Source organism: Pedobacter sp. BG31, assembly GCF_042464845.1.
In the GTDB taxonomy this organism is placed as follows: domain Bacteria; phylum Bacteroidota; class Bacteroidia; order Sphingobacteriales; family Sphingobacteriaceae; genus Pedobacter; species Pedobacter suwonensis.
This window is the reverse complement of the sequence record NZ_JBHNZK010000013.1, coordinates 74,727-98,813: the sequence shown is the minus strand read 5'-3', so window position 1 is coordinate 98,813 and position 24,087 is coordinate 74,727. Positions and strand designations below refer to the sequence as shown.

Below are 24,087 nucleotides of genomic sequence, written 5' to 3'. Positions count from 1 at the left end.
TGATAATTGCGACCTGGACGGTTAGGGTTGCCTACTAAAATAATAACTGAAAAAACAAACATAACGAAATGAAAATTGCGCTTTTAGGATATGGCAAAATGGGGCAGATTATCGAGAAATTTGCAGTAGAACGTGGCCATGAAATTGTTCTCAAAATAACGATTGATAATCAGGAAGATTTAACCAGGCAAAATTTGAAAACAGCTGATGTAGCTATCGACTTCAGCACGCCTGATTCGGTTTTAAAAAATATTGATGCCTGCTTTGATGCAAATGTACCCGTGGTTGTAGGAACAACGGGTTGGTATGGAAAATTGCAGGAAGTAAAAGATGATTGCGATAAAAGTAACAATACTTTGCTTTATGGGTCTAACTTCAGTATTGGCGTAAATTTGTTTTTTAAACTCAATCAAACTTTGGCCAGGCTGATGAATAATTATCCCGCTTATGATGTGCAGGTAGAAGAAATTCACCATACACAAAAGCTTGATGCACCAAGTGGCACAGCCATTACCCTGGCAGAAGGAATCGTGGATAACCTGGATAGAAAACAGGAGTGGTTAAATGAGGTAGTAGGAACTGATGTTGAATTATTTCCGAAAGCCGAACAACTGCTGATCGAATCGCATAGAATCGAAAACATACCAGGTACGCATACGGTGATTTACAGTAGCGAGGTAGATGAAATAGAAATTAAACATACCGCGCATAACAGAGCTGGTTTTGCTTTAGGTGCAGTAGTAGCGGCAGAGTGGTTGAAAGATAAAAAAGGATTTTTCAGTATTACTGATATTTTTGAATAAGCAAAAGGTTTCAGTTAGCAGTTAAAGTTTCTGGTTCGCAGATTAACCAATCAGGAAATAAAACTGTGAAACCACAGTAAAGGATTACAGATAACCGGTGGCCGATTTTATAAATCGCTAAACCAAAAATAAGACATATGAATTATAAATTCTGGCAACGAAAAAAAGATGCCCCAAAGAAGAAAAAAACGAAAACCCGCGAATGGGTTGATGCAATTGTATTTGCCGTTGTGGCAGCAACCATCATCCGTGTGTTTTTTATCGAAGCCTATACCATTCCATCCGGTTCGATGGAGCGATCCTTACTGATTGGCGATTTCCTTTTTGTAAGTAAGGTTAATTATGGCGCACGTATTCCCATGACGCCGGTTGCTTTTCCATTTGCTCACCACACCATGCCTTTAACCACATCTACCAAAGCTTACTGGGATGGCGTTCAGTGGAAATATCGCCGTTTGCCAGGTTTGTCTAAAATTAAAAGAAACGATGTCGTGGTATTTAACTTTCCTGAAGGAGATACCGTTGCTGTAGAAAACCAGGCAGAAAGTTATTATGCTTTGGTACGGAGCATGGGCCGGGAACAGGTGAGGAGTACCTATAGCATTGTAGACCGTCCGGTAGATAAGCGCGAGAATTTTATTAAAAGATGTATTGGTATTCCGGGTGATGTCATTTCGATGCGTAATGGCATTGCTAATGTAAATGGTAAAGATGAACCTTTGAAAAGTACGGGGATGATGCCGTATCGTATTGAGTTTAAAACCATGGACTTTAATTACGCAGCCCTTGATGAGTTTAATTTAAACCTGGGAAGTGTGCCTGCAGTGGCTGCGAATACTTACATCGTAGATGCTACACCCGAAATTGCGGAAAAGCTAAAAACTTTTGACTTTGTAAAATCAGTGACATTGAGTCCTGACCCTGCCGGAGCCGTTCCGGGCGGCGTTTTTCCAAACGATCCAAACAGGGTATGGAACAGGGATAACTTCGGACCGATTAAAATACCTTCAAAGGGTTGGACTGTTAAAATAGATAGCAATACCATGCCATTGTATTACAGGGCAATCAGAACTTACGAAGGAAACAAAGTGGAACAAAAGGCCGGGGTTTGGTATATAAATGATCAGGTAGCCACAACTTATACTTTTAAAATGGACTACTACTGGATGATGGGCGATAACCGTCATAATTCAGCCGATTCGCGTTACTGGGGATTTGTACCTGAAGATCATATCGTAGGTAAGGCTTTATTTGTTTGGATGAGCTGGGATAGCACCGCATCTTTTCTACATAAAATAAGGTGGAGCAGGCTGTTTATGGGAATCCATTAATAGAATATAATTCTTTAAAAAGGGCGGATAATCAAAGATTATTCGCCCTTTTCATTTACGAAGCATTTATAATTAACTTTTAAAAAAAATTAAAAAGTATACAAATGTTTTAAAAATATTTTTTAAGTTTGAATTGTAATCAAATATCATGTCTGTAATTGTCGCTAAAAATCAGCTGCTTAGGGCTGGTGTTATCAAGCATTTGTATTATAAAAAATCGCTTTCGCTTACAGATCTGAGTAAGCTAACGCAAAAGAGTTTGCCTTTGGTTACCGCCGTTGTTAATGGTTTAATAGCTGAAGGTTATATTACAGAAGAGGGTTTTGCACCATCAACAGGTGGCAGAAGGCCGGCAATGTTCCTGATTAATCCGAATCTGAAGAAATATATTGTTGCCATTGCAATGGATCAGCTTACATCCAGGCTAACCATTTATAACCTTTCGAGAAAAATGGTTACACCTATTCAGACTTTAGAATTTGAGCTGTCATCAAATGAGTGTAATATTGGAGACCTTATTGATTTCATCAATAGCAGTATCGATCAATCTAAAATCAACAGAACAGACATTCTAGGAGTTGGGATAGGTATGCCAGGTTTTGTCAATGCTGATGAGGGCGTTAACCACTCTTTTCTTAAAGTTAAAAAGGGAACAACTTTACAAAAATACCTTTCTTCGAGAATCAATTTACCGGTACATATCGACAATGATTCCAGTTTGATTGCACTGGCCGAATTAAATTTCGGAGAAGCCGTTGATTTAAAAGATGTGATGGTTGTCAACATTGGCTGGGGAACAGGTTTGGGAATCATCGTAAATGGCAAATTATACCGGGGTAGTGGCGGCAATGCCGGTGAATTTAGTCATATCCCGCTTTCTGAAAGCGACAATTTGTGTTCTTGTGGCAGAAGAGGCTGTTTAGAGGTTGATACCTCTCTATTAGTAATGGCTAAACGAGCAGAAGAAGCCATAGCTGCGGGCGCAGAATCGAGTATGAAGGCGCTGTTCAATGATAAAAGTAAACATCCTGCAGATCATTTCTTAAATGCTGTACGTGAACAAGATCCGGTAGCCATATCTGTTTTGGCAAAAGCGATTTTTCAATTGGGTAAAGGAGTAGCCACTTTAATACATCTGTTAAATCCTGAATGTATTGTTTTAAGCGGGCGTGGCGCAAAGGCGGGTAAAATGCTTTTGCCGCCGATACAACAAGCCATCCATGAATTTTGTATTCCCCGGATAGCCGAACAAACCGAAATAAAACTCTCTACCCTAACAGATGAAGCCGAATTATTGGCCGCTGGAAGTTTGGTAATCGAATATAACCAGTTCGATTAAACTGGATAGCTAACAAATAGAAGATCAATATTTAACCAAAACCAATTCGATATGAAGAAATAAAGAGGCTCACTGTAAAGTCAACAATTATTTAAACTAATCTTAAACTAAAAATTATGAAAAAAATGTACTTAAAGTGTTTGAGTATATTATTGTTATGTTTTATAACAATAAGTGCTTTTGCGCAAAAAAATGTTACCGGTACGGTAAAAGACGGTACTGGTAACCCTATCCCTGGGGTAAGTATCCTCGAAAAGGGAACTCAAAATGGCACATCTACTAATGCTGATGGTAAATTCAGTCTTACTGTTAAAGAAGGTGCTAAATTGGTTATTAAATCTATAGGCCTGGTTACTCAGGAAGTTTCAGCTTCTAGTAACCTAACCATTGTAATGAATGATGATTCTAAATCTCTTAGTGATGTTATTGTTACGGGCTTTGGTGTTAAAAAAGATGTAAAAAGGCTAAGTTATTCTGCAACAGCTGTAGGTGGTGCAGAGTTAGCACAAGCCAACAATGCCAATGTGGTAAATGCTTTGCAGGGTAAGGTAGCTGGTGTTATGATCAATCAAGGAGCCAGTGGCCCTACCTCTTCATCAAGGATAAGAATAAGAGGTAATTCATCGCTAAGTTCGAATACGCAACCTTTAGTGGTTTACGATGGGATATTATTAGAACCTGGTACTTCAGGAGCCGATTCATGGGGAGATGCTGCAGATTTTGGTAATATCATGAAAAACATCAACTCTGATGATATTGAAAGTATCAGTGTGTTAAAAGGGGCCGCTGCTTCGGCACTATATGGTTCTAAAGCTGCGGGTGGCGTACTACTTATCACCTCAAAAAAGGGAAAAACTTCAAAAGGTTTAGGTGTAACAGTGTCACAAACCAGTTCTTTTGATGATGCTTATAGATTTGTAGATCTTCAAAATGAATATGGCGGTGGTATTTCACCCGTATTTGCAAAAGATGCAAATGGGATGGATGTTGTTGATCAATCAGCAGGTTATTATGTAGGTGGTTATTCTTTCGGTCCTAAATTGGATGGGCGAATGGTTAAAGATTTAGATGGGGTAGTAAGGCCATGGGTAGCGAATAATCCATTAGATTATTTTAACACAGGAAAATTTATAAATACCAACATATCAGTTGAAGGAGCAAATGAAAATACAACTTACCGTTTAGCTTATACCAATTTATACAATTCGAGTGTTTTGCCTGGTAATAACCTAAAACGAGATGCCTTTGCCCTTAGGGTAACAAGGGTAATTTCAAAAGCTATTTCAGTTGATGCCAGTGTAAATTATACGATGTCAAATTCTTTGAATCCAGCAAGGCAGGGAAGTGCAAACAATCCATTATTTGCTTTTACTTATTATAAACCTAGAAACGTTGATTTAAGCGCTTATATAGATAATAACATCAATCCCGTAACTGGTGGCGCTCTAGGTTCAAGCAATCGGAATGTTTATGACCCTTATGGTATCGGATCATTTGCTTACACACTTCAAAATGACAACAGAACGCAAAAGGAAAATAACTTGTTGGCAAATATTGATGTAAATATCAAAATTCTACCTTGGCTTTCTGCTTTAGTAAGAACCAATACAAACTTTTATAACATTGCTTATGAAAGAAAAAATAGAGGTAGTGGTGTTGCCTTTTCAGGTGGTGATTATGAAATTTCTCAAAATACAAATAAATCATACCGCATTCAAGGATTGTTAAATGCAACTAAGCAACTTTCGAATGATTTTGAATTAAATGCATCATTAGGTGCTGAAACCTATCAGAAAAATCTAGGTAATTCTGCTTTTTATAACAGGTCTTACACAAATGGGGGGCTTAAAATTCCTGATGTATATTCAATTGCTAATTCAATTAATCCTGCATCAACAACTGCCTATCCAAATTTAGGTGAGCGTACAGATGCTGTTTATTTGTACGGTGATATTACATGGAAAAATATGCTGACTTTAAATTTTAGTGGTAGAAATGACTGGTCATCAGCATTAACCTATAAAGATGGCCATGGCAATTATTCATACTTCTATCCGAGTGTAGGATTGTCGTGGATATTCACTGAATTACCTGCATTTAAAAATAGTTCAATATTATCTTTTGGTAAGTTAAGAGCATCTTATTCTTATACTGGTTTATCTGCCCTATCACAATATACTAATACAGCTGGTTACTATAGGCTACAAGATGGTACTTTTAATAACGCTGGTGGTGGTAACCAATCCGTTTACGGGTTTAGCGATAATATTCTTAAAAACAATAATTTAAAGAACGAATTAACCAAGGAACTCGAGATCGGAACAAATGTAGGCTTTTTAAAGAACCGTATTAATATTGATTTTGCTTACTATAAGAAAAATTCTTACAACCAAATTTTAAGTTTTGCATTACCACAAGAGTCTGGAGTTAGCTCTCAAGCTCTAAATGCAGGTAATATCCAAAATCAAGGTATTGAAATCTTATTAACTGCAAAACCGATTGTATCAAAAGATTTTAACTGGAATGCCTCAGTAACTTTTACACGTAACCGTAATAAGATCTTAGAATTAGCCCCTGGTGTTGAAAATTATGACCTTGATTTAGCTTTTGGTAATGATATCACTTCTGTGGCCAGGGTAGGTGAAACATATGGCTCATTGATTACAGGTTCTGCTTTTTCATATTACCAAAAGAAAGATGCAAATGGTAACCCAATCGCAAGTCCAAGCAATGGTAAAAAAGTATTGGGTAATACAGGCTACGGAACTACCGGTGGTTATTACACTTTCGTCAGATCTCAGGATTATGATGGTACTAAGAAAAATTTAGGTACTATGATGGAGAATTATCTCGCCAGTACCAGACAAGATTTATCTTATAAAAACTTTACTTTAGGTTTTCAAATAGATGCGAAGATTGGTGGTTTAATGGCATCAGGAACTCACCAATATGGATCAGCCAATGGTTCGTTTGCCAATTCACTTTTTGGTAGAGATGAGGCATCAGGTGGTGTAGTCTATACTGATGCGAACGGTGTGACACAGCACGATGGTATTATTCCTGATGGTGTATTAAATGATGGGTTGAAAGCTAATGGGGTAGATTTAGGTGGAATGACTTATGCCGATGCAGTAAAGCAAGGTTTATTAAAACCAATTCCGGCTTATGCTTATTATGAAAACTTAAGTCAATGGTCGAGTGGAATTAGAGAATATTCGGTTTTTGAAAATTCTTGGGTAGCACTTCGTGAGGTAACTGTTGGATATAATGTTCCTGGAAAGTATTTGTCCAAATTAAAGATAAATACGCTAAGCTTAAACTTAACAGGTAGAAATATTGCTTATTTGTATAAAACTGCTAAAGATGGCATCAATCCAGAAAGTATTTTTAGCAATAGAGCAGGTGCTTTTGCTGAATATGGAGGCTGGCCTTTGGTTAGAAGTTTAGGTTTCAATATCAGGGCGTCGTTTTAGTTATTAAAGAAATATAGATATGAAAACTATAAATAAAAGAAAAATATATTTCCTGATGGTTTTAGCTTTGCTTGTGGCAGGCGGATGTAAAAAGGAAAGTTTTGTTGAAGCAAATTTGAACCCTACCACACTATATGAGATTAAGCCAGAAGATCAATTTCTTCGTGCTGCAGTAGGTTCACAAGACGATTTCGAGTATTTTGCAGATGTTTACCGCGCAGCCAACTTGTGGATGCAATATGCTACTTTGAGTACAGGAAATGGATTGAATTTTAATAATGTTGGTTCACAGTTTAATACGCGTTATGGTAAAATATTTTATGGCAGATTAGGTCCTGCTTTAGTTGATGCGATTAAAAATATCGAATCAATGCCTGATGCAGATAAAAATGCAAGAGTAAATATGAAAGCAATTTCACAGATACTTTTGTCGTACTATGCATTTTACGTAAGTGATATCAATGGAAGTATTCCTTATACTCAGGCCTTTCAGGCGAGATATGGTGGTACGACAACGCCAACTTATGATACGCAACAAACAGTTTTTGCAAAAGTAGATGCCGAATTGAAAGCAGCGGTTGCTACTTTAAAAAGCAACGCAGCCGGACAAATTAGCCTTGCAGGAAATGATCCCTACTTTAATGGTGACGCTACACTTTGGGCTAAAGCAGCAAATGCTTTACGTTTAAAAATAGCCGTACGTTTAATTAAGGTTGATCCTGCCAAAATGAAATCAATCGCTACTGAAGTATTAGCTGATCCGGTACAAATGGCTGGTGTTAACGATTCATGGATGCTTAAAGTAGGCCCATCTTATGCAGATGGTAGCGGTAACTTCAGCCCTGCGAATTTCGCAGCAGGTAAGCCTGTATTGGATTTTATGGTGGCTAAAGGTGATCCAAGGTTGTCTGCATTCTATCGTCCAAACGCAGCAGGAAAATATGTTGGTAGTTTTACAAGTCCAGACGAAGCAAAATTACCTGCAAATGCACCAATATACGCATCACTAGATAATCTGTCACAATTACAGCATAGGTTGTTTACACCTAACTTTAATGAAAACGATGGCTTAGGCGCTGGTACTGGTAAAGGATTTTTTCCTGTACTAACTTATGCCGAATATTGCTTTTTAAGAGCAGATCTTGCAGCCCGTGGTGTTACTACAGATGTGGCAGAAACTTGGTATAAAAATGGAGTATATGCTTCAATTCAATTCTATAGTGATAGAGCTGTTGATGCCAAGGTAGCAAACTTTAATGCAGTAACAACTTCGGCTATTGATACCTATTATAACAACGTTGGTATTAAATTCGATGCAACCAAAGCAACAGAGCAAATTGCTTGTCAGGCTTATCTTGATTTCTTTAGGCAGCCATTAGAGGCATGGGCCTGGTGGAAAAGAACCGGTTTCCCTAATACCACATCAGTATTAGCTTGGTCCGACCTCAAAGCTAATGGTACAACACTTGTTTTAGCACGTAGGGCTGGTATTGATCTGTTAAGTACAACCAATTTAAACTATGCAAATCAACAGGCTGCAATTGCCGAGATGGCTAAAAATCCTGATTTTGGTTCAGGACCAAATGATGCCTTTGGCCGTGTTTGGTGGGATAAAAAATAATCACTAAATTGAAAGAACCCTTAGTAAACTACTAAGGGTTCTTTTTAATTAAAAGCAATGAAATTATTGAATGTTTTTTACCGACTGAGTTTTTTCCTTAACGTAACCCTTGCTCCCTTATGGATTCAAGCTCAAGAAAATTTAGTATCTGTAACGAAACTAAATAAGATCAAACTTATAAATTTAAGTGGCAAAGAAAGTCGTATTAATTTATATAAACCAACAGTGATTGTATTTTTAAGTCCTGAATGCCCATTATGTGAAAACTATTTACCAGGCTTGGTAAAACTTCAAAATGATAATAAAGACATTAATTTTTATGGTGTTATTCCAGGTAACAGTTATTCGTCAAAAGACATAAACGCACTCAAGAATGAATATGGTATTAATTTCGGTTTATTAATAGACAGAAATAAGCAATTGTCTAAATATTTGAATGCTACCACTACACCAGAAGTTTTTTTGATCAATAAAATGGGGGCGATAACCTACAGCGGATTAATTGATAATTGGGCTTCTTCGCTAGGTCAAAAACGTCTGGTAGTTACAGAAAAATACCTTGAACAAGCAATAAAAGATCAGTTAAATGGCAAACAGACATTCAAAAAAACCATTCCTATAGGTTGCTTAATTAACGACATATAATGAGTCTGAAATCTTTATCATTAAAAAGTATTACCATTTTAATAAGCACATTCACTATTTTGAATAGTGTTAAAGCCCAAAAAATAACTTATTACAAAGATGTTGCGCCCATTATTCAAAATAAGTGCCAACCTTGTCATAGGCCTGGGGAAGCCGCGCCATTCTCCTTACTCACCTATGGGGATGTAGCGAAAAGAGCCTCCTTCATTAAAAAAGTAACTCAATCTGGTTACATGCCACCGTGGAAACCAGATAATCACTATCGGTTATTTAAAAACGATAGATCATTGACAAATGAAGAAAAGCAAACCATATTAAAGTGGGTTGATGCTAAAATGCCGGTTGGTGATGCTGGTGAAACACCAAAAGTAGCTGTTAAAACATATATAGAAGGTACACAGTATTCAAGAAAACCAGACCTTGTTTTAAAAACAACTTCAGCATTTAAAGTTTTAGGTGATAACAAAGAGCGGTTCATAGTTTTTAAAATTCCATTTGATATTGGTACAGAAAAAAATGTAGAAGCAATGGAGTTTTTTTCTTCCAATAAAAAAGTTGTGCACCACGCCAACTTTGCAATTCACCCTGTAGCAAGTGACATAGATATTAACCAGGGAGCTGAATTTTTGAATTTAACTGAAGATGACAGAACAAAATATTCGCAGTATTTCCCATTTAAAAAGACAATGACGTATTACGGAGGATGGATTCCAGGAACATCCTACGAATCTTATCCTAATAACTTTGGCTGGGTTATGCCAAAGCGTGGTGTCATATTGTTAACTATACATTATGCTCCAGTTTCAAAAGAAGAAGAAAATATTTCAGGTGTAAATTTCTTTTTTAAAAAAGAACCAATCGAAAGAAAGGTTGAGGTAATTAGCTTAGGGTCGGCCGGCGTTGGTGAAAAGTCTATTGAGCCTTATTTTTTTATTCCAGCGGATTCGGTTAGGAAGTTTGAACTAAAAATTACCACACCGCAAGACCAATCCTTGTTATACATTTGGCCACACATGCATTATTTGGGCAAAGTTTTCAAGTCATATGCTGTTACTCCTCAAAAAGATACTATACAGCTTGTTTCTATTCCATCCTGGGATTTTAGGTGGCAGGAAATCTACCAGTTTGATAAATTGGTGAAAATTCCGAAAGGCTCCATATTAACTATTGAAGGTACTTACGACAATACGAAGGAAAATCCTCATAATCCCAGTAGTCCACCACGAAATGTTTATTCAGCAAATGATATGAAATCTACAGATGAAATGCTGACAATGTTACTTGTGTTTTTGCCTTACAAAGAGAATGATGAACAAATTATCTTAAAATAAAGAGGCCAATTAGCGATCGTGATTTATTTTTTGGCTTGATTTAATATTAATTTCATGAAAATAACAATGTGGTTATCTGCACCCTTATGCTTAGTGCTGGTATTTTTTGTTAAAAATGCCAATGGTCAAATGCCTTTGTTTACTTTATTATCGGCAAAAGAAACCAATATTAATTTTGTAAACAAAGTAGTTGAAACCGATTCGCTGAATATTATGAATTATGAATACCTGTACAATGGATCAGGTGTTGGGGTGGCCGATTTTAATGGCGATGGCTTACCTGATGTTTTTTTTTCAGCCAATGAAGTAGATAACAAATTGTACCTAAATAAGGGCAATTTGAAGTTTGAAGATATTACCAATAAGGCAAATGTAAGTGGCAATGGCACCTGGGCAACCGGAGTGTGCATAGCTGATGTAAATGCAGACGGGCTACCTGATATCTATGTTTGCCATTCTGGTAAATTTCCGGATAACAAACTTAAAAATGAACTATTTATAAACCAAGGGTTGAGGGCTGGAGTGCCGGTTTTTAAAGAAATGGCCGAAGCCTATGGGCTGGATGCTCCCGGAACCCAGTCTACCCAAGCTGCATTTTTTGATTATGATAATGATGGTGATTTAGATATGTTTTTATTAAATCATTCTAATCAAACTTATAAACCTTTCTTAAATACCAGAAAGATACGTGCTACACCTAATATGAAATTTGGGAATCGTTTATTCAGAAACGATTCTAAAAACGGTCAATTTCACTTTACAGATGTAACCTTAACCTCTGGAATCATTAATAATGCTTTGAATTTTGGCTTAAGTATTTCGGTCAGTGATTTAAATAACGATGGCTGGCCTGACATTTATACCTCAAGTGATTATACTGAACAAGATTGCCTTTATATTAATAACAAAAATGGAACTTTTTCAGAAAGTATCCGAAAATCGATTAAGCATATCTCGAAGTATTCAATGGGTTCAGATATTGCTGATTATAATAATGATGGACGTCCTGATATTATTACGCTGGATATGCTACCCGAAGATAACCATCGGCAAAAACTGCTCAAGGGTCCAGATGAATATGATCAATACCATTTGCTAATTGATAGTGGGTATTACCAACAGCAAATGAGAAATATGCTTCACTTAAACGAAGGGTTAGCCGAAGATGGTAGCTTGCGTTTCAGTGAAATTGGGCAGTTGGCAGGTGTTTCCAATACCGATTGGAGCTGGACGCCTTTGTTTGCTGATTTTGATAACGATGGCTGGAAGGATTTATTTATTTCTAATGGGTATTTGCGAGATTTTACCGACATGGATTTCCTTAAGTACACAGTTGCCAATGCGCAAAAAGAATCGCTAAAGCAAGGCAATTTAAAATTCCAGACGTTTGATTTGGTGAAAAAAATGCCATCAAATAAAATATCAAACTACATTTTTGCTAATAACCATGACCTGACCTTTACAAATAAAGCTGTAGAATGGGGTGTATCTGCACCTTCAGTGTCAAATGGGGCTGCCTATGCCGATTTGGATAATGACGGCGACCTGGATTTAATTGTTTGTAATATCAACTCACCCGTTATGATTTATAAGAATAATTTAGAGTTACAGAAATCAAATTATTTAAAAATTAATCTTAAAGGAACAGGATTAAACACAGCAGCAATAGGGGCAAAAATTTATGTCAAAACGGCCGAAAATCTGCAGTTTCAGGAAAAATATGTAGTTCGCGGTTATCAATCCAGCGTAGATCAAAGTATCTGTTTCGGTTTAGGTAAAAATACTGAAATCAATTATGTGAAAATTATTTGGCCAGATGGAAAAGAAAGTTTGATGGAGCATGTAAAGGCAAATCAGGCACTGGCTATTAGCCAGCACGAAGCTATTAGTAATAAAACAAATCTTATTAAAACAAAACCACTTTTTATAGATGCTACAATTGCATCAGGATTAAAATTCAAGCATACAGAAAACGATTTTGTGGATTTTAAGGGAGAAACGCTTTTGCCATATCAATTATCTAAATATGGTCCTGCTTTATGCAAAGCTGATGTTAATCGTGATGGTATAACAGATATTTTTATCGGTGGTGCAATTGGTCAGTCAGGTAGGTTGTTTTTAGGAAATAAAGAAGGTAACTATAGTCAGTCCCCAAGTCAGCCGTGGGAAGAAGATAAAGCTAGTGAAGATGTGAATGCTGTTTTCTTTGATGCAAATGGAGATGGAAGCCTGGATTTATGGGTGGTTAGCGGTGGAAATGAGTATGATGAAAATTCGCCTGAATATCAGGACCGACTGTATTTAAATGATGGAAATGGAATATTTACTAAGGTAAACGATGCCTTGCCAAAAATGTTGAGCAGTAAACAGGCAATTGCCGTTGCTGATTTTGACAAAGATGGAGATTTAGATGTATTTGTGGGCGGCATGAGCAAGCCAGGATCTTTTCCTTTATGTAATAAAAGTTATTTATTAAGTAACGAATCAAAAGGAGGAATTGTTAAATTTAATGATGTAACCAAAGAATTTGCACCTGAATTGGAATATCCAGGAATGGTTATAACAGCCGTATGGCAAGATTTAAATGGCGATGGGTATCCGGAGTTATTGGTTGGTGGAGATTGGATGCCGCTAATGAAATTTAAAAATGATCGAGGTGAGTTACATTATGACAAAGATTCGGGCTTAGCAAGTTCGGATGGTATGTGGAGTAAAATTGTACCTATGGATGTGAATAATGACGGGGCAATTGATTTCATTGCTGGAAACTGTGGCTTGAATAATCAGTTTAAGGCTAGTAGCCAACAACCACTAACTATTTATGCTTCAGATTTTAATGGAGATGGTGTGATGGATCCGATCATGTGTTATTACATTCAAGGTAAAAACTATCCAATGGCATCCAGAGATGAGTTACTCGATCAGATGGTGCAGTTAAAAAAACGATTCTTAAATTATAGTTCCTTCGCAGATATCACAATTGAACAGTTGTTTAAGCCAGAGCAATTGAATCAAAGCCAGAAGTTTTTCTGTAAAAAATTGGAAACATCTGTTTTATTAAACGATGGAAATGGAAAATTTACAATTAAAACCTTGCCTATCGAAGCACAGTTCTCGCGTACTTGGGGCATTATCATAGATGATTTTAATAAAGATGGAAAAGATGACATACTTTTAGTAGGTAATTTTTATCCCTACAGGGTACAGCTCGGTCAGGCTGATGCCAGTTTAGGACTACTTTTAATTGGAAATGGCAAAGGTGATTTTAAACCTCTAGCTCCATATGAATCAGGATTTTATATTGACGGAGATGTTAGAAATATGATTGAGATTAAAGAGAAGACAAACAAAATAATTATTGTTAAAAATAACGACCAGGTTGAACTGCTAAAAACTAATAATTAAACCAAGGTAATGAAGAGATATTTGTTTTTGTTTATTTTCAGCGTTGCAATAAATGCCAACGGGCAGTGGCAGAAAAATGAAAATGACCCTTTGCCTTTACACAGGTCACAAAAAGCACTTTCAGATATCATAGTAAATGACATCTTTTCTCCTCCGGTTGTCAGTAGGATATTTGTTTATGCGAACATCGCCGCATACGAAATTCAGGTTAAAAACTGTAAACATTTTTTATCATTAAGTGGGCAGTTGAACGGCTTTAAGGGCATTCCCTATCCAGACCAAAAACAAGTCAGCTATTCGCTTGCTGCAACATATGCCTATTGGCAAATCGGAAAAAAACTTGTTTTTTCCGAACAAGCAGCCTTAGATAGTTTAGATAGTATACTTTCATGGTATAAGGCTAAGGGCTATCCTGATACGATAGTGAAAAATTCAATTGTATATGGTAAAACGGTATCAGATACGGTGTTAAAATGGGTTGATCAGGACCAGTATAAAGAAACACGTAAATTAAGAAGGTACAGTTTAGTAAAGCAGGAAGGTAATTGGGCACCAACGCCTCCCGGGTATATGGCAGCTGTAGAACCTTACTGGAATAGAATAAGACCCCTTGCTATGAAAGCTGCAAATCAATTTAAACCTGCGGCTCCTCCTCCATATAGTAAAGATAAAAACAGTGCTTTTTATATCAATGCAAATGAAGTTTATACGGTTGGTAAAAACTTAGATAAAGAACAGCTTGACATTGCTAAGTTTTGGGATTGCAATCCATTCTTTTTAAATCTGAACGGGCATATGAATTATGCAACGAAAAAGATTTCTCCAGGAGCACACTGGATTTCAATAGCTGGTATTGCTTGTAGATTAAAAGGTTATAATTATGTTCAAAGTAGTTCTGCGTATGCCTTAACCTGTATCGCACTATTTGATGCTTTTATAAGTTGCTGGGATGAAAAATACAGGAGTAATTATATTCGGCCTGAAACATTTATTAATGCCAATATAGACGAAAACTGGCTCCCAATTTTGCAAACTCCTCCATTTCCTGAATACCCAAGCGGGCATAGCGTAGCGTCAACCGCTGCTGCATTTGTACTGACTAAAATATTTGGGGATAATTTTAAATATCAGGATAATACAGAGGTCGATTTCGGATTACCTGTGCGAAGTTTTACCTCATTTAATCAAGCTGCTAGCGAAGCTGCCATTAGCCGACTTTATGGTGGCATTCATTTCCGTCCGGCTATCGAAAATGGTCAAGTTGAAGGTAGAAATATCGGTGCATATCAAGTCGAAAAAATTAAAATGAAGAAATATTAAGTGTAAATAGCATAACATGAAAAAAATATATATCCTACTAATTGCTTTGATTGCGCTGGTTAAATTTTCAAATGCACAGCAAAATGACATCATGCCACAATCTGAAATTTACGAATGGCCAAAAGATGAAGCCGTAAAAAAGAAACTGGAACACTGGCAAGACCAAAAGTTTGGCATGATCATCCATTGGGGCATATATGCTATTCCTGGAATTATCGAATCCTGGTCAATCTGTTCGGAAGACTGGATTGAAAGAGACAGTACCATGAAATACGATGATTATAAAAAATGGTATTGGGGATTAAGTGAGAAGTTTAATCCAACAGCATTTAACCCCGAGCAGTGGGCAAAGGCAGGTAAAGATGCGGGAATGAAGTACCTGGTTTTTACCACCAAACATCATGATGGCTTCGCGATGTTCGATACCAAGGAAAGCGATTACAGCATTGCAAAAGGTCCATTTGCCAATAATCCTAAAAAAGACGTGGCCAAATATGTATTCGACGCTTTCCGTAAGCAGAATTTCATGATCGGTGCTTATTTTTCAAAACCCGACTGGCATTCTCAATATTATTGGTGGGATAAATACGCTACAGCAAATAGAAATAACAATTACGATATCAGAAAGAATCCATGGCGTTGGAACATGTTCAAAAGCTATACGCAGAACCAGGTCAACGAATTAATGAACAATTACGGAAGTATCGATATTTTATGGCTAGATGGCGGGTGGGTTCGCCCTCGCTCCAGCGTAAATGATGAGGTACTTTCATGGGGTGCGCCAATTCCGGAATGGAGTCAGGATATTGATATGCCTAAAATTGCAGCTGATGCCAGAAAAGTGCAACCTGGTTTGATTGTGGTTGACAGAACAGTACATGGTCAGTTTGAAAACTACCAGACGCCTGAGCAGAAAATCCCTGAAAAACAATTGGATTATCCATGGGAAAGCTGCATGACATTAGGCGGAGCCTGGGGTTTTGTACCCAACGATCAGTATAAATCTGCAAGAGAAGTGGTTCATAAACTGGTAGAAATAGTGGCTAAAGGCGGAAGTTTGCTTTTGGGCGTTGGACCTAAGGCCGATGGGACGTTGCCTGACGATGTGATTAAAAAATTAGAAGAAATTGGGATGTGGACTTCAAAAAATGGTACAGCCATTTATGGAACACGGAATACCAGAAACTACCATGACGGGCAAAACTGGTTTACCCAAAGCAAAGATGGCAAAGCCATCTATGGCATCACGCTATTGAATGGAATTGCACCTAAAGAAATTTCCTGGAAGGGTAGCATCCCCAAAAAAGGGACAACCATTACCTTATTAAGCAATAAGCAAAAAGTAAAATGGAAATTGATGAATGGCAAAGTACATTTTGATCTTCCAGAAACCGACGAGAAAATTGCATTAACTTTCTCTTTTACGCCTGAAACCAACCAGTAATGTTGAAGCAGAGAAGATACTTATGCTTGTGGTCTGCATTGTTTTTATGCAGCAGCCTTTTTGCCCAGGTGAAGAAAAGCCAGTCTTTACCCTATAAAAATCCGAAGTTAAGCATCGATTTAAGGGTAAAGGACCTGATTTCGAGAATGACCCCTGAAGAAAAATTTTGGCAGTTGTTCATGATTCCTGGCGATGTAACCGAACAGAACAAAGATAAATTTAGGCATGGTATTTTTGGTTTACAGGTAAGTGCGGCTGCGCAAGGAACCGGTAATGCGCAACAGATGTTAACTTATAATACCACTGAAGATGGACTATCCCTGGCTAAAAAAATTAATAAAATACAAAAATATTTTGTGGAGGAAACCCGTTTGGGCATCCCGATTATTCCATTTGATGAAGCTTTGCATGGTTTGGTCAGGCAGGGCGCTACAGCTTTTCCCCAATCAATTGGTTTGGCTGCAACTTTTGATACTGGTTTGGTGGGCCGGATCGGTACAGCTATTGGTAGTGAAGCCAGGACGCGTGGCTTGAGAGATCTTTTGGCACCCGTAATCAACATGGCTACAGATGTAAGATGGGGCAGGGTAGAAGAAACTTATGGAGAAGATCCCTATCTAACCACGGTTGTGGGACATGCTTTTATGAGCGCCATTGAAAAACAGAATATCATTGTTACACCAAAGCATTTTATTGCCAATGTAGGCGATGGTGGACGTGATAGTTACCCAATTGAATTGGACAAACATTTCTTGGAAGAGATCCACTTTCCTGCCTTTAAAGACGGCGTTAAAAATGTAGGCATCCGTTCATTAATGACCTCTTACAACAGCGTTTTCGGTAGGCCTGCAACTTCCAATAAGTGGTTGCTCACTAATAAGCTAAAATCGGAATGGGGCTTTAAAGGGTTCGTTATTTCTGATGCAGGTGCCGTTGGAGGTGCCAATGTATTGCATTTTACGGCTAAAGATTATAAAGATGCCACGGCACAATCTATTAATGCAGGCCTTGATGTAATTTTTCAGGTAGATTATAACCATTACAAACTTTTTTTACCCGCCTTTTTAGATGGCAGTATTCCCAAATCGAGAGTGGACGATGCCTTGACAAGGGTACTGAAAGCCAAATTCGAATTGGGACTTTTTGAGCAGCCTTACGTAGATGAAAGTATTGCTGAAAAGATGCTGGGCGATCAAAGTAATCATCAGTTAGCTGAAGAAGCCGCTTTAAAATCTTTCGTGCTTTTAAAAAATGATGATAACACGCTTCCATTAAGAAGTGCAAAGCGTATTTTGCTCCTTGGGGAGGATGCGATCGAAGCCAGATTGGGTGGCTACAGCGGCACAGGAAACCATAAGATCAATATACTGGATGGCCTGAAAAGCGCAGTATCTAATGATGTTCAGGTTAATTATTTAAAAGGCAGCAGCAGAGAACTACATTCTTATCTTCCAGTTGATAGCCAGTTTCTTTCCACGAATGGGAAAACAGGATTAACAGGGACTTATTACAAAGGACTTCTGCTCTCTGGAAAAGTAGTTAAAGAAATTAATGATAAGGTAGTTAATTTCAGTTGGACATTATACCCACCTGATCAAAAGCTCCAACTGGATGATTATTCGGTAAGGTGGGATGGTAAAATTAAAGTGCCACAAAATGCAGATATTAATATCGGATTGGAAGGTAATGATGGTTACCGGTTATATCTTGATAATCAATTATTGATCGACAACTGGGACAAAAAGTCCTTTAATACGAGGACAATTCCTTTTCATTTCGAAAAAAATAAAGAATATGCCATCCGGATCGAATTTTTTGAACCTAAAGGCAATGGTAAGATCAGACTGATTTGGGATTACAATATCAAAAAATCAAATGAAATAGCAGATGCTGTGGCTGCGGCAAAAAATAGTGATGTAATCGTATTTGTGGCCGGGATAAAAGAAGGCGAGTTTTTAGATCGGGCAATGCTCAATCTGCCCGGCAACCAGGAATTATTGTTGGAAGAAATCGTAAAAACAGGAAAACCTGTTATCGTGGTATTAACTGGTGGAAGCGCTATTAATATGCAGCCCTGGTTAAATAAAGTAAGCGCAGTTTTAAATGTTTGGTATCCTGGCGAGGCTGGCGGCAGCGCCATTGCAGCGGTATTGCTCGGCAAGGTAAGTCCATCTGGTAAACTTCCAATTACTTACCCGGTTGATGAATCGCAATTGCCATTGGTTTATAATCACAAGCCTACCGGTAGAGGTGATGAATACAATAACTTAAGTGGCGAGCCGCTCTTCCCATTTGGATATGGACTGAGTTATACCAGCTTTTCTTATCAAAATTTAAAGTTTGACCGTAAAAGTATAGCTAAAAATGAAACTGCTACCGTAAGTTTCGAGTTAAAAAATACAGGTAATTACGATGGTGAAGAAGTGGTACAACTTTATATGAGGCCGCTGATCAGCAAATTAGCACAGCCCGTTCTGGCTTTAAGAGGTTTCAAAAGAGTACATTTAAAAGTTGGCGAAAGCAAGTATATTTCATTTAAGCTGGATAAAGCTGTATTTCAAACACTTAATATCAAAAATGAATGGGAAGTAGCGCCTGGGGAATATAGAATAATGATCGGATCATCAAGTAAAGCACTTTATTTAAAAGATAATTTGAGCGTTAAGCCATAAGAAGCTAGGCTGATGGTTAAAGCATAAACCATCAACGAAATAGTTCCGCAGATTCTGGTTAAATCTGCGGCTTTTTAAAGATTAATCTAATCCATAGTTCTTTAGCGCGATGGAAACATAGCCATTTTGTACAGACATATTAAGATTAGAAAAAGTAATTGTTTTATCGGTCGCATTTATAACTCCAGTAACCGTAGATCCGTTTGCATTTGCTGTGGCAGATACCGGAATATATCCTGAACTTATTTTTACGACTAAGGTCGAACTTGGGCTATAGCTATTAATGTTATAAACATAGGTTGAGGTTGTATTTACTGGTGGGGTCGAAATTGTTGCCGCAATATGAGTTCCATTAAGTATTAATCCATAATAAGTTGGTGTATTGCTCATTGTTGTAACCCTAAAGGAATACGTATATGTAGGATAACCATATAGATAATTCAACGCAACAATGTCATTTGTATTAAATGAGCGATCTACACCATTATTGCATGCAAGCATAAATGAATTCGGTTCGGCAGAAGCGGGGGTTCCAGGTATTTGAATCGCACCTGAAAATCTTTGGGGGTCAGCACTATCATAACTACTACCTTCATTCCCACTCTGCTGTGGACAGCTATAACTCCGGTCGTAATAGTCAGTATGTCTTAGACCTATGCAGTGCCCTATTTCATGCTGAATTACAGAGGTAATATAGCCAACATCTGGGTTTGTGCCAAATGCAGCGGGATTTGTATTTAATCCAATTTGATTAAATGGGTTTCCAGAAAAAGGGAAACCGCCAAAGCCTAGCCTAATGCCCGTAGGCGTAGGACCTTCATTAAAGCCAATGATTTCAATATTTCCGTTGCTGCTAACAAGTTGGAAGTTAATTTTCAGGTTTAAGGAGTTATATCTTCCGATGGCATTACTTGCTGCTGTCGAATAAATAGCTGGTAAATTTGAAACAGAAATTGTTATTGTACGGGGCAAGTTTTGAACCAGATTATAGGTTTGGTACTGCTCTGATTTAGCAATGATTAAGTTTGAAGAGTTTTTGGCCTTACCTAGAGAAGATTTTGGTAGAAAAATATCTCCTTCCACAATATATCCGTCTTTCATAATTGTTATGCCATTGGTATTAAATCCCATTTCTTTAATACTAGCTAATATAGATTCAGGTATTTCACTGTGTTGTTTGGTTTCTATGTTTTGTTTTTTAGCACATGAATAAATCATGAAAATGAATAAAACAGCAAAGAGCGAATAAAGATTTTTTTTGATCATAGTTTGAGTTTATCTTGTAGATTTATAATAAGATTATTTGAAATCTAATTTACATAAATGTATTATTATATGATAATATGTGTGGAATTATATCGTTAAAATAAGTATTATTTAGTAGATGTTATACATATTTAGTTAAGATAGAACAATTCTTATCAGAAATTAATGACATGATTTGATCATTGCACATTCTGTCTGTAAGGTTAAGCTTAGGTCTCTACCGATACCCAAGAAGATTGAGTTTTCGAATCAATAATCATAATGCGAGGCTAAGATTTTTTCTGGTACTTAATCCGTAGAGCTCTTTGGAACGCTGCAGACAAGTTAGGGAAAATAGATTAGGGGACTATAAGAAGATCATGTAATAAAAAGATCTCTCATTACGCTGGGCTTCAGTCGAGACGATTTTTTTGAGTGCTTCTATCCGTAGAGTTAAGCGTAGAATCTCTACGGATGTTGAATAAGATTGAGTTTCTAACTCAACGATCGCAAAAAGTCCCTTGCGGTTAAACAAAAATCAATTATTTTAATTCTTCTAAACCCAATTTTATAGCTAACTCATTCAGGTCTTTTACCACTACATCAATGATCGGAATGCCACTGATTTTTCTTTCCTGTTCAAATTCGTGCTCAGGCTCTCCTGGTATAATAACCTGTTTGTTGGGATCTACTGTTTTTGCACTTTTAAAGCGTTCTATCCAATTATCCAGGTGATTTTTAAAGTCTGCAGCTGGTCTGAAACCATCTACACGCATAGCGCCTAAAAAGTGGCCAAGTCCTTCACCAACCGGATTCGCAGAGGGTTCTAAGAATGCTACAAAAGGAGGTACCCATGGACCATAATTTGCCCCGGATAATACCGCCGATAAAATATCGACCGTTGCACTTAATCCATAACCTTTATGGCTTCCGTGATCTTTATCGCTCCCTAAAGGAAGAAGCGAACCACCGTTTTTTAATTCGTTAGCGTCGGTAGAGTTTTCCCCATTTTTATCCTGAACCCAACCATCCGGGATACTTTTGTTGGCGCGCTGTGCAATTTCCAGTTTACCGTTAGCTGCAGCTGCAGTCGCCATATCTACCACTACTGGTGGGTATTTTCCCGCGGGGAACGCGTAACACATAGGATTAGTACCCAGTAAACGTTCGCTGGCATAAGTAGGTGCAACCAAAGGGCTTGCATTGGTCATACTGATGCCGATCATATCTTTTTCTACCGCCATTAAAGCATGGTAACCTGCGATGCCGAAGTGATTGGAGTTTTTAACCGATACCCAGCCACTGCCATATTTTTCTGCTTTTTCGATAGCAACCTGCATCGCAAAGGGCGCCACAACCAAACCTAGTCCTGCATCGCCATCTACAGTTGCTGTAGTAGGCGTTTCATGTACAATTTTAATGTTCGGGTTGGCGTTGATTCTTTTCTTTTCCCAAAGACGTACGTAGCCACTTAAACGTGCAACGCCATGCGAGTCGATTCCTCGTAAATCTGAGCGGATCAAAACATCGGTCGCTAAACCGGCATGCTCATCAGAACAGCCCATTTTTTTGAAAACATGATAGGTAAAGGTTCGTAGGTTGGTTTCGGTAAAAGTGATGAAGTTCATTTAGTAATATTTGTCGTCACCCTGAATTTATTTCAGGGTCTCAATAGATGCTGAAACAAGTTCAGCATGACGGATCTAAAAAATAAATTATGGCAACAAAACCGTAAAGTCACCGCCTAATGGCTCAAAATTCTCTACGCAAGATGATAGAAAATCTTCTCCATAATTAACATACATGGGTGCAATATTCAAAATCCTTTCCTGCAACGTGCCATTTGGGAATAGTCTCTTCTTTACGTTGTCAATCTGCTGCAAAGCTGTTTCATGTTTTCTTTTTTCTGCCCTGAATAGTTTCTTTTCCAGGTTTGCTAACAAACGGTTGGCTCTTTGTTTTGCCGTATCTGCTGAAACAGAGAGGGTTTTATCTATCTTATAGGCATTTAACTTAATTTGGTCGAAAATGCTGTTAATTGCCCGGGTTTCATCGGCTAAACTGAGCTCGGCAGTTGTGTTCCGTTTTACCCAGATGTTCTTCAGTTCTTCTGCGGGAAGGAAAATATCTTCTAATGAGAACCCCAGTCTGTACAGGTTTTCAGCACTGCGTTTGTCTATCAGTAAAGCAGAATTGCGTAGCAATAATACCGGAAAATCTACCTGATAATAGTCGAAATTTGCTTTCAGCTGCATCCAGTAAGATACTTCAGCTCCCCCTCCAATATAGGCAATGTTAGGTAAAATCACTTCCTGGTACATGGGGCGCATCACCACATTAGGGCTAAACCGTTCAGGATGAGATTCGATTTCGTCTTTTAATTCAGCCTCGGTAAAACTGATTTCGGTATGGTTGACAACATATTGGCCATCTTCAAAAATCAGGCGTTCGCGGAGGTTATCAATCAGGTAAAAGAAATTAATATCACGGCCGTTAACCTGTGTTTTATAACCCAGTTCTTCAAGATTTTTAGAGCTGTTATCTATATTTTTCGCACTATTATGCTGAATAATATCTTCGGTAATAATATTCGCAAACTGCTTTTTTAATTGAGCGTCATCTGCATTTACAATCACCAGGCCATATTTCTCGAATAAGTTATTCACTAAAAACCGGGTCGCATCGGCTAAATTATCATGTTGCAAATAAGCCTGTTCTACCAGTTTGGCAATCCGTTTTCCGTTTTTTGAGATACCAAGGTATCCTTTATATGCGGTTACTGCTGCGGCAACTGTTTTGGTACTTAATCTTCCGGTAGCACCATTGGTTTTCTGGATCCAGCTGATATGTTTCTCATCCACATTAACGTGATTGATCTCATCAAAATCATGATCCTCGGTAGCCATCCAATAAACCGGGACAAAGTTTTTTTCGGGATGGGCCATTTTCAGCTCAATAGCTAAGTTGATGGCCGTTACGATTTTGTAAATAAAATAAAGCGGACCGGTAAATAAATTTAACTGGTGACCGGTCGTTACCGTAAAGGTATTATCAAGGGCTAAAAGCTCTATATTTTTGGTAACCGATTTATTGGGCTTTAAATGCCGGTATTGATCTTGCAAAACCTGAACTAAAGTAGTCCGGTTTCCATGGAAATTTCTGTGTTCAATTGCATGGGCTAAACCCTCCATATCCGGGCGGTAACTGTAAAAAGATTTCAGCTGTTCTTCGTCGTTAATATAATCTAAAACCAGTTTTGAAAATGATCCGGTTTCCTGATAGGAAATATATTTTGCCTGCATGATTTGCGAAAGTAATGCAATTTAAGGATAATTATAAAGTCGCGCCACTATTTTACAATTGTTAAATAATTTTTGCCAGGGTGTCACAGCAATCAGGATAACCATAGTTCTGGCCCAGTTACGGAAAAATAAAAAAAAATAATGATTTGTTTTTCG

At 37.7% G+C, this 24,087-nt stretch carries 14 protein-coding genes; 11 read left to right on the top strand and 3 right to left on the bottom strand.

Annotated features, from left to right (window positions below; all coding sequences use genetic code 11):
* The first annotated feature begins 68 nt into the window (after window positions 1–68).
* The 11 genes from dapB (at window position 69) to ACFE6N_RS15750 (ending at window position 19,384) form a co-directional block, all read left to right on the top strand.
* On the top strand, window positions 69–803 hold the full coding sequence (gene dapB, locus ACFE6N_RS15800) for a 4-hydroxy-tetrahydrodipicolinate reductase (protein WP_293744203.1): 735 nt from the start codon (window positions 69–71) through the stop codon (window positions 801–803).
* A 137-nt stretch (window positions 804–940) separates the two neighbouring features.
* The gene (lepB, locus tag ACFE6N_RS15795) at window positions 941–2,134 is read left to right on the top strand and encodes a signal peptidase I (protein ID WP_378937998.1); all 1,194 of its coding nucleotides are present in this window, start codon (window positions 941–943) and stop codon (window positions 2,132–2,134) included.
* Between the two features lie 148 nt (window positions 2,135–2,282).
* Window positions 2,283–3,473 carry an ROK family protein gene (locus ACFE6N_RS15790; RefSeq protein ID WP_378937996.1) on the top strand — a complete coding sequence of 397 codons (1,191 nt, stop codon included), beginning with the start codon at window positions 2,283–2,285 and terminating at the stop codon, window positions 3,471–3,473.
* Window positions 3,474–3,589: 116 nt separating this feature from the next.
* Window positions 3,590–6,946 carry a SusC/RagA family TonB-linked outer membrane protein gene (locus tag ACFE6N_RS15785; protein ID WP_378937994.1) on the top strand — a complete coding sequence of 1,119 codons (3,357 nt, stop codon included), beginning with the start codon at window positions 3,590–3,592 and terminating at the stop codon, window positions 6,944–6,946.
* A 19-nt stretch (window positions 6,947–6,965) separates the two neighbouring features.
* A complete protein-coding gene (locus ACFE6N_RS15780; RefSeq protein WP_378937992.1) occupies window positions 6,966–8,567 on the top strand; it encodes a SusD/RagB family nutrient-binding outer membrane lipoprotein in 1,602 nt (533 codons plus the stop codon).
* Window positions 8,568–8,624: 57 nt separating this feature from the next.
* The gene (locus tag ACFE6N_RS15775) at window positions 8,625–9,212 is read left to right on the top strand and encodes a redoxin domain-containing protein (RefSeq protein ID WP_378937990.1); all 588 of its coding nucleotides are present in this window, start codon (window positions 8,625–8,627) and stop codon (window positions 9,210–9,212) included.
* Complete coding sequence (locus ACFE6N_RS15770) at window positions 9,212–10,543, top strand: cytochrome c (protein ID WP_378937988.1); 1,332 nt, start codon at window positions 9,212–9,214, stop codon at window positions 10,541–10,543. Before ACFE6N_RS15775 ends, ACFE6N_RS15770 begins: the two co-directional genes overlap by 1 nt.
* 54 nt (window positions 10,544–10,597) lie before the next feature.
* Window positions 10,598–13,948, top strand: coding sequence for a VCBS repeat-containing protein (locus tag ACFE6N_RS15765; RefSeq protein WP_378937985.1), 3,351 nt, complete (start codon window positions 10,598–10,600; stop codon window positions 13,946–13,948).
* A 9-nt stretch (window positions 13,949–13,957) separates the two neighbouring features.
* A complete protein-coding gene (locus tag ACFE6N_RS15760) occupies window positions 13,958–15,268 on the top strand; it encodes a vanadium-dependent haloperoxidase (RefSeq protein WP_378937983.1) in 1,311 nt (436 codons plus the stop codon).
* 16 nt (window positions 15,269–15,284) lie between these two features.
* A complete protein-coding gene (locus ACFE6N_RS15755) occupies window positions 15,285–16,712 on the top strand; it encodes an alpha-L-fucosidase (RefSeq protein ID WP_378937980.1) in 1,428 nt (475 codons plus the stop codon).
* Entirely contained in the window at window positions 16,712–19,384 is a 2,673-nt protein-coding gene (locus tag ACFE6N_RS15750; protein ID WP_378937977.1) for a glycoside hydrolase family 3 C-terminal domain-containing protein, read from the top strand. The genes ACFE6N_RS15755 and ACFE6N_RS15750 overlap by 1 nt, the downstream gene beginning before the upstream one ends.
* 81 nt (window positions 19,385–19,465) lie before the next feature.
* Here the strand turns inward: ACFE6N_RS15750 and ACFE6N_RS15745 are convergent, their stop codons facing one another.
* The 3 genes from ACFE6N_RS15745 to bshC form a co-directional block, all read right to left on the bottom strand.
* Window positions 19,466–20,650, bottom strand: a complete 1,185-nt coding sequence (locus ACFE6N_RS15745) for a M57 family metalloprotease (protein ID WP_378937975.1) — start codon at window positions 20,648–20,650, stop codon at window positions 19,466–19,468.
* Between the two features lie 521 nt (window positions 20,651–21,171).
* Window positions 21,172–22,257 carry an Ldh family oxidoreductase gene (locus ACFE6N_RS15740; protein WP_378937973.1) on the bottom strand — a complete coding sequence of 362 codons (1,086 nt, stop codon included), beginning with the start codon at window positions 22,255–22,257 and terminating at the stop codon, window positions 21,172–21,174.
* A gap of 87 nt (window positions 22,258–22,344) precedes the next feature.
* Window positions 22,345–23,931 (bottom strand): bacillithiol biosynthesis cysteine-adding enzyme BshC, encoded by a 1,587-nt coding sequence (gene bshC / locus ACFE6N_RS15735; RefSeq protein WP_378937971.1) that lies wholly within the window; start codon window positions 23,929–23,931, stop codon window positions 22,345–22,347.
* Window positions 23,932–24,087: the final 156 nt, after the last annotated feature.

Bases quoted from the DNA above. Each gene is read 5' to 3' on its own strand.
- dapB (WP_293744203.1), top strand. From the start codon at position 69: ATGAAAATTGCGCTTTTAGGATATGGCAAAATGGGGCAGATTATCGAG.
- lepB (WP_378937998.1), top strand. From the start codon at position 941: ATGAATTATAAATTCTGGCAACGAAAAAAAGATGCCCCAAAGAAGAAA.
- ACFE6N_RS15790 (WP_378937996.1), top strand. From the start codon at position 2,283: ATGTCTGTAATTGTCGCTAAAAATCAGCTGCTTAGGGCTGGTGTTATC.
- ACFE6N_RS15785 (WP_378937994.1), top strand. From the start codon at position 3,590: ATGAAAAAAATGTACTTAAAGTGTTTGAGTATATTATTGTTATGTTTT.
- ACFE6N_RS15780 (WP_378937992.1), top strand. From the start codon at position 6,966: ATGAAAACTATAAATAAAAGAAAAATATATTTCCTGATGGTTTTAGCT.
- ACFE6N_RS15775 (WP_378937990.1), top strand. From the start codon at position 8,625: ATGAAATTATTGAATGTTTTTTACCGACTGAGTTTTTTCCTTAACGTA.
- ACFE6N_RS15770 (WP_378937988.1), top strand. From the start codon at position 9,212: ATGAGTCTGAAATCTTTATCATTAAAAAGTATTACCATTTTAATAAGC.
- ACFE6N_RS15765 (WP_378937985.1), top strand. From the start codon at position 10,598: ATGAAAATAACAATGTGGTTATCTGCACCCTTATGCTTAGTGCTGGTA.
- ACFE6N_RS15760 (WP_378937983.1), top strand. From the start codon at position 13,958: ATGAAGAGATATTTGTTTTTGTTTATTTTCAGCGTTGCAATAAATGCC.
- ACFE6N_RS15755 (WP_378937980.1), top strand. From the start codon at position 15,285: ATGAAAAAAATATATATCCTACTAATTGCTTTGATTGCGCTGGTTAAA.
- ACFE6N_RS15750 (WP_378937977.1), top strand. From the start codon at position 16,712: ATGTTGAAGCAGAGAAGATACTTATGCTTGTGGTCTGCATTGTTTTTA.
- ACFE6N_RS15745 (WP_378937975.1), bottom strand. From the start codon at position 20,650: ATGATCAAAAAAAATCTTTATTCGCTCTTTGCTGTTTTATTCATTTTC.
- ACFE6N_RS15740 (WP_378937973.1), bottom strand. From the start codon at position 22,257: ATGAACTTCATCACTTTTACCGAAACCAACCTACGAACCTTTACCTAT.
- bshC (WP_378937971.1), bottom strand. From the start codon at position 23,931: ATGCAGGCAAAATATATTTCCTATCAGGAAACCGGATCATTTTCAAAA.